Source organism: Desulfocurvus sp. (genome assembly GCF_023230885.1).
In the GTDB taxonomy this organism is placed as follows: Bacteria; Desulfobacterota; Desulfovibrionia; order Desulfovibrionales; family Desulfovibrionaceae; genus Desulfocurvus.
This window is the reverse complement of the sequence record NZ_JALNWM010000251.1, coordinates 1-4,137: the sequence shown is the minus strand read 5'-3', so window position 1 is coordinate 4,137 and position 4,137 is coordinate 1. Positions and strand designations below refer to the sequence as shown.

Here is a 4,137-nt window from a genome sequence, read left to right as displayed (position 1 = left end):
CACGGCGTCGGCCAGGGCGGGCGCGTCGCGCGGGGGGACCACCCGCCCGGTCCCGCCCACCACGGCGGCGCTGTCGCCGGTGTCGGTGACCACGCAGGGCACACCGCAGGCCATAGCTTCGCCCACCACGTTGGGGAAGCCCTCGCCGTAGGCCGAGGACAGGACGGCCACATCCAGGGCGGCGGCAAGGCGCGCCACGTCGTCGCGGCGGCCCAGGAGGTGCGGGCGCAGCCCCGGGGCCGCCGCGCGGACCAGGGCGGCCATCTCGGGGTTGTCCGCCTGCACGCCGTCGCCCAGAAGGACGAACTGCGCGTCGGGCCGCGCATCGGCCACGGCCCTGGCCGCGCGCAGGAAGGTCGCGTGGTCCTTCTGGGGGTCGAAGCGCGCGACCATGCCCACCAGGGGCGCACCGGGCGCCACGCCCAGCTCGGCGCGCACGGAGCCGCGCGCCGCCGGGTCCGGGGCGAAGCGGTGCATGTCGAAGCCGTTGGGAATGACCTCCACCCGCCGGGGGCGGTAGCCCAGGGCGCGGTGTACGTCCACGGCCACGCGGGAGTTGGCCACCACGGCGTCGGGCAGGGAGGAAAGCCGGGCGCAGGCCGCCACGGTATAGCGCGTCAGGCGGCCGGAATGGGCAAAGTCCATGTTCGAGCAGCGCAGGTTCCAGACCACCCGCCCCACGCGCGCCAGGCGCGCGGCCACGAGCCCCAGCAGGTCGGCATGGTAGAGCCAGGTCTGCACCACGTCGGGGCGCACCCGGCGCAAAAGCCGCGTCAGGCGCCACACGGCCGAGGGCGCCACCCGGCCGCGCGCAAGGCCCAGGGACTCCACCGACGCCCCCGCCGCGCGCACCCGCGCCGCCAGGGGCCCTTCGCCCAGCAGGGTCACCACATGGGGCTCGAACCCGGCCGGGTCCATGCCCGCCACGAGCTTGGTCAGCATCATTTCCGCGCCGCCGGTGTTCAGCCCGGTGATCAGGTGCAGCACACGGATCATACCCCGGCCCCCCAGGGCGCAAAACCCGCCCGCCCGCGGCCCGGAGCGGGCGGCGGGAGCACAGGCGCGCCCCCCGGCCCGCCGGAGGATCGCGGGGACGGCGCGAGGATGCTGGGTGAACGTGCGGTCACCCGCTTCCCTTGCCGCAAACGCCGCGCGCAGTCAAAACCTGTTTTACGCCGCGTGGGCGGAGGCCGCGGGGCCTTCCTTTCCCGTTGCCCCGCCGGGCGTTGCGGGCTAAGACCGAGTGCGCATCTCATCGTGCGCACCCCACCCTTGCACCCGGAGACGCCAGCCATGCCCCTGCCCCACCCGGCCGCCGCCCTGCCCCTGCGCGCCGCCCTGCCCTCGCTGCTGCTTCTGGCCGGGCTGTTCTACGCCAATTTCGTCTCGCGGGTGATCCTGGCGCCGCTGCTGGGGCTGCTGGAGCACGAGTTCGGCATCGGCCACGCCAGCGCGGGCGGACTGTTCCTCTTCGTGGCCGGGGGCATGAGCCTGTCCATGGTCTGCTCGGGTTTCGTGGCCGGGCGCCTGGGCCACAGGCGCACCGTGCTGCTGTCCACCGCCCTGCTGGGCACCTTTCTCATCGGCGCGGGGCTGTCGCGGTCGTTTTTCGAGCTGCGGGCGCTGCTGCTGGCCACGGGGCTGGCGGGCGGGCTGTATTTCCCCTCGGCGGTGGCGACCATCACCACCCTGCTGGAGCCCCGGCACTGGGGCCGGGGGCTGGCCATACACGAGATGGCGCCCAACCTGGCCTTCGTCACCGTGCCGCTGCTGGCCACGGCCCTGGCCGGGGTGCTGCCCTGGCGGGGGGTCTTCCTGGTCTTCGGGGGCCTGGCCCTGGGGCTGGGGGCGCTGTTCCAGGCCTTCGGCCGGGGCGGCGACGCGCGCGGCACGGCCCCCCGGGCCCAGGCCCTGCGCGAGGTGATCCTGCACCCGGCCTTCGCGGTGCTGGCGGCGCTGTTTTCCCTGGCCATCGCCGCGAGCTTCGGGCCCTACAGCATGCTGCCGCTGTACCTGACCACCGAGCGCGGCATGGCTCCGGAAACGGCCAACACCCTGCTCACGGCCTCGCGGCTGGCCGGGCCGTTCATGGCGCTGGCCACGGGCTTCGTGGTGGACCGCATCGGCGCGCGGCGCACGGCGGCCCTGTCCCTGGCCTCGTCGGGACTGCTGACGCTGCTGCTGGGGCCCCTGTCGGGGCCGTGGCTGGCGGCGGCGGCGGTGCTCCAGCCGACCCTGGCGGTGTGCTTCTTCGCCGCCGGGCTGACGGCCATGTCCCAGGCCTACGACCAGCGCGTGCGCAACGTGGCCGTGTCCCTGGCGGTGCCCCTGGCCATCCTGCTGGGCTCCGGCGCCACGCCCGCGTTCCTGGGCTGGTTCGGCGACCGGGGCGCCTTCGGCACGGGTTTCGTGGTGCTCGGGGCCTGCATCCTGGGCGGGGTGCCCCTGCTGCGGCTGCTGCGCTTCTCGCCCCGCGAGGCGTAGCCCCGCCCCTTCCTGCCCCCGCGCCAAAAGGCACGCCCCCCGCCGGCTGTCGGCGGGGGGCGTGCCTTTTCTGCGCCTGCCGCCGGGCGCGCCCGGCGGCGGGGCCTGCTCCCGGGCTCAGGCCCCGGGCGGCGGGGGCGGCGGCCCCTCGGGTGGGCGCCTGGGGTCGAATTCGAGGATCTCGCGGAACTCCTCGCCGTACATGCGCAGCATGACCATGACGAAGGCCAGGATCAGCGGGCCATAGAGCAGGCCCGCCGCGCCGAAGGTCTGCAAGCCGCCGATGACCGACAGGAATATGGCCAGCAGCGGCATGCCCGACGAGCCGCGCATGAAATAGGGCCGCAGGAAAGTGTCGATGCTCGTCACCCCGAGCCCGCACCAGACCAGCAGGAACACGCCCATCTCCCAGCGCCCGGTGAGCAGCAGGTAGACGCTGGCCGGGAACCAGACCAGCCCCGTGCCCAGCACCGGGATCAGCGAGGCGAAGCACATCATCGTGCCCCAGAACAGGGCCGGGATGCCCGCGATGGCCAGCCCCACGCCACCGGCCAGCCCCTGGAGCACCGCCACCAGCAGCCCGCCCACCAGCACCGCCCGCGACACGTTGCGCAGGCTGGCGATGATGGAATCCTCCTGGCTCTCGTGCAGGGGCGAAAGGTACTTGACGTAGGCCACGATGCGCCGCCCGTCGCGCAGGAAGAAGAACAGCACGAACAGCATGATGCAGAAGGAGAACAGCACGTTCATGGCGTTGCCCACGATGCTCGTGCCGGTGCGGATCATGGTCTGGCCGACGTTGCGCGAGAAGTCGATGAGCCCGGCCTGGATGTCCAGCCCGTTCAGGTCCAGGAAGGGCAGGCGCTCGTGCAGCCAGGCCACCACGGCGTCCACGCGGGCCTTCTCCACCAGGGCCACGAAATCGGCGCTGCGGATCCAGGCCGTGAGGCTGGCGATGGACGTGGCCGCCTGGGACACCAGCCCCGAGAAGAAGACGAAGGTCGGCAGGAACACGCAGAAGACCACCACCAGCAGCACGACGATGGCCGCCAGGGAGTCGTGCCCGCCCAGGCGGGCCGAGAGCCTGGCCTGGAGCGGGTAGCAGATGGCCGCCAGGACCGAGGAGAAGATGATGGGCGCCAGGAACGTGCTGAAGACCCTGTAGGCCAGATACACGGCCAGCAGGATCAGCGCGCCCAGGGCCCACTTGTAGATGGTCGAGGTCGGCCCCTTGAGGCCGCCGCCGCAATCGTCGGGAACGGTGCTCATGATGGCCGGACTATAGGCGAGGACGCCAGACTTGGGAAGGCCCTGCCCCGCGAGGGGCCGGGCGCAGCGCCGCTATGCGCCGCAGCCCCCGGCGCCCGGGCCTTCGGCCGGGGCCAGGCCCTGCTCCGCCCGCCTGTAGGCCGCGCCGCAGGCCGGGCAGCGCAGGTCCTCGTCCAGCTTCACCCCGCAGGCGCAGACCCAGCCGCGCACCCGGGCCGGGTTGCCCATCACCAGGGCGTGGTCGGGCACGTCGCGGGTGACCACCGCCCCGGCGCCCACAAAGGCGCAGCGCCCCACGGTGTTGCCGCACACGACGACCGCGCCCCCGCCGATGCTCGCCCCCCGGCGGACCAGGGTCGGGCGCAGCTCGCCCATGCGCCGGAT

At 73.7% G+C, this 4,137-nt stretch carries 3 protein-coding genes and 1 pseudogene; 1 reads left to right on the top strand and 3 read right to left on the bottom strand.

The annotated features are described in order from the left end of the window. On the bottom strand, positions 1 to 996 hold a 996-nt coding region (locus M0P34_RS14135), incomplete at its 3' end, for a glycosyltransferase (RefSeq protein ID WP_291500256.1). A gap of 297 nt (positions 997 to 1,293) precedes the next feature. Here M0P34_RS14135 and M0P34_RS14130 point away from each other — a divergent pair. Then, positions 1,294 to 2,484 (top strand): MFS transporter, encoded by a 1,191-nt coding sequence (locus M0P34_RS14130; protein WP_291500252.1) that lies wholly within the window; start codon positions 1,294 to 1,296, stop codon positions 2,482 to 2,484. Positions 2,485 to 2,601: 117 nt separating this feature from the next. Here M0P34_RS14130 and M0P34_RS14125 read toward each other — a convergent pair whose 3' ends face one another. Together M0P34_RS14125 and M0P34_RS14120 are read right to left on the bottom strand one after the other, a co-directional pair. Beyond that, positions 2,602 to 3,753, bottom strand: coding sequence for an AI-2E family transporter (locus M0P34_RS14125; protein WP_291500250.1), 1,152 nt, complete (start codon positions 3,751 to 3,753; stop codon positions 2,602 to 2,604). A gap of 72 nt (positions 3,754 to 3,825) precedes the next feature. Continuing rightward, positions 3,826 to 4,137 (bottom strand): annotated as a pseudogene (locus tag M0P34_RS14120) (oxidoreductase); the annotation flags it as partial.

Excerpts from the sequence above, each read along its gene's own strand:
- M0P34_RS14130 (WP_291500252.1), top strand. The coding sequence starts at position 1,294 with ATGCCCCTGCCCCACCCGGCCGCCGCCCTGCCCCTGCGCGCCGCCCTG.
- M0P34_RS14125 (WP_291500250.1), bottom strand. The coding sequence starts at position 3,753 with ATGAGCACCGTTCCCGACGATTGCGGCGGCGGCCTCAAGGGGCCGACC.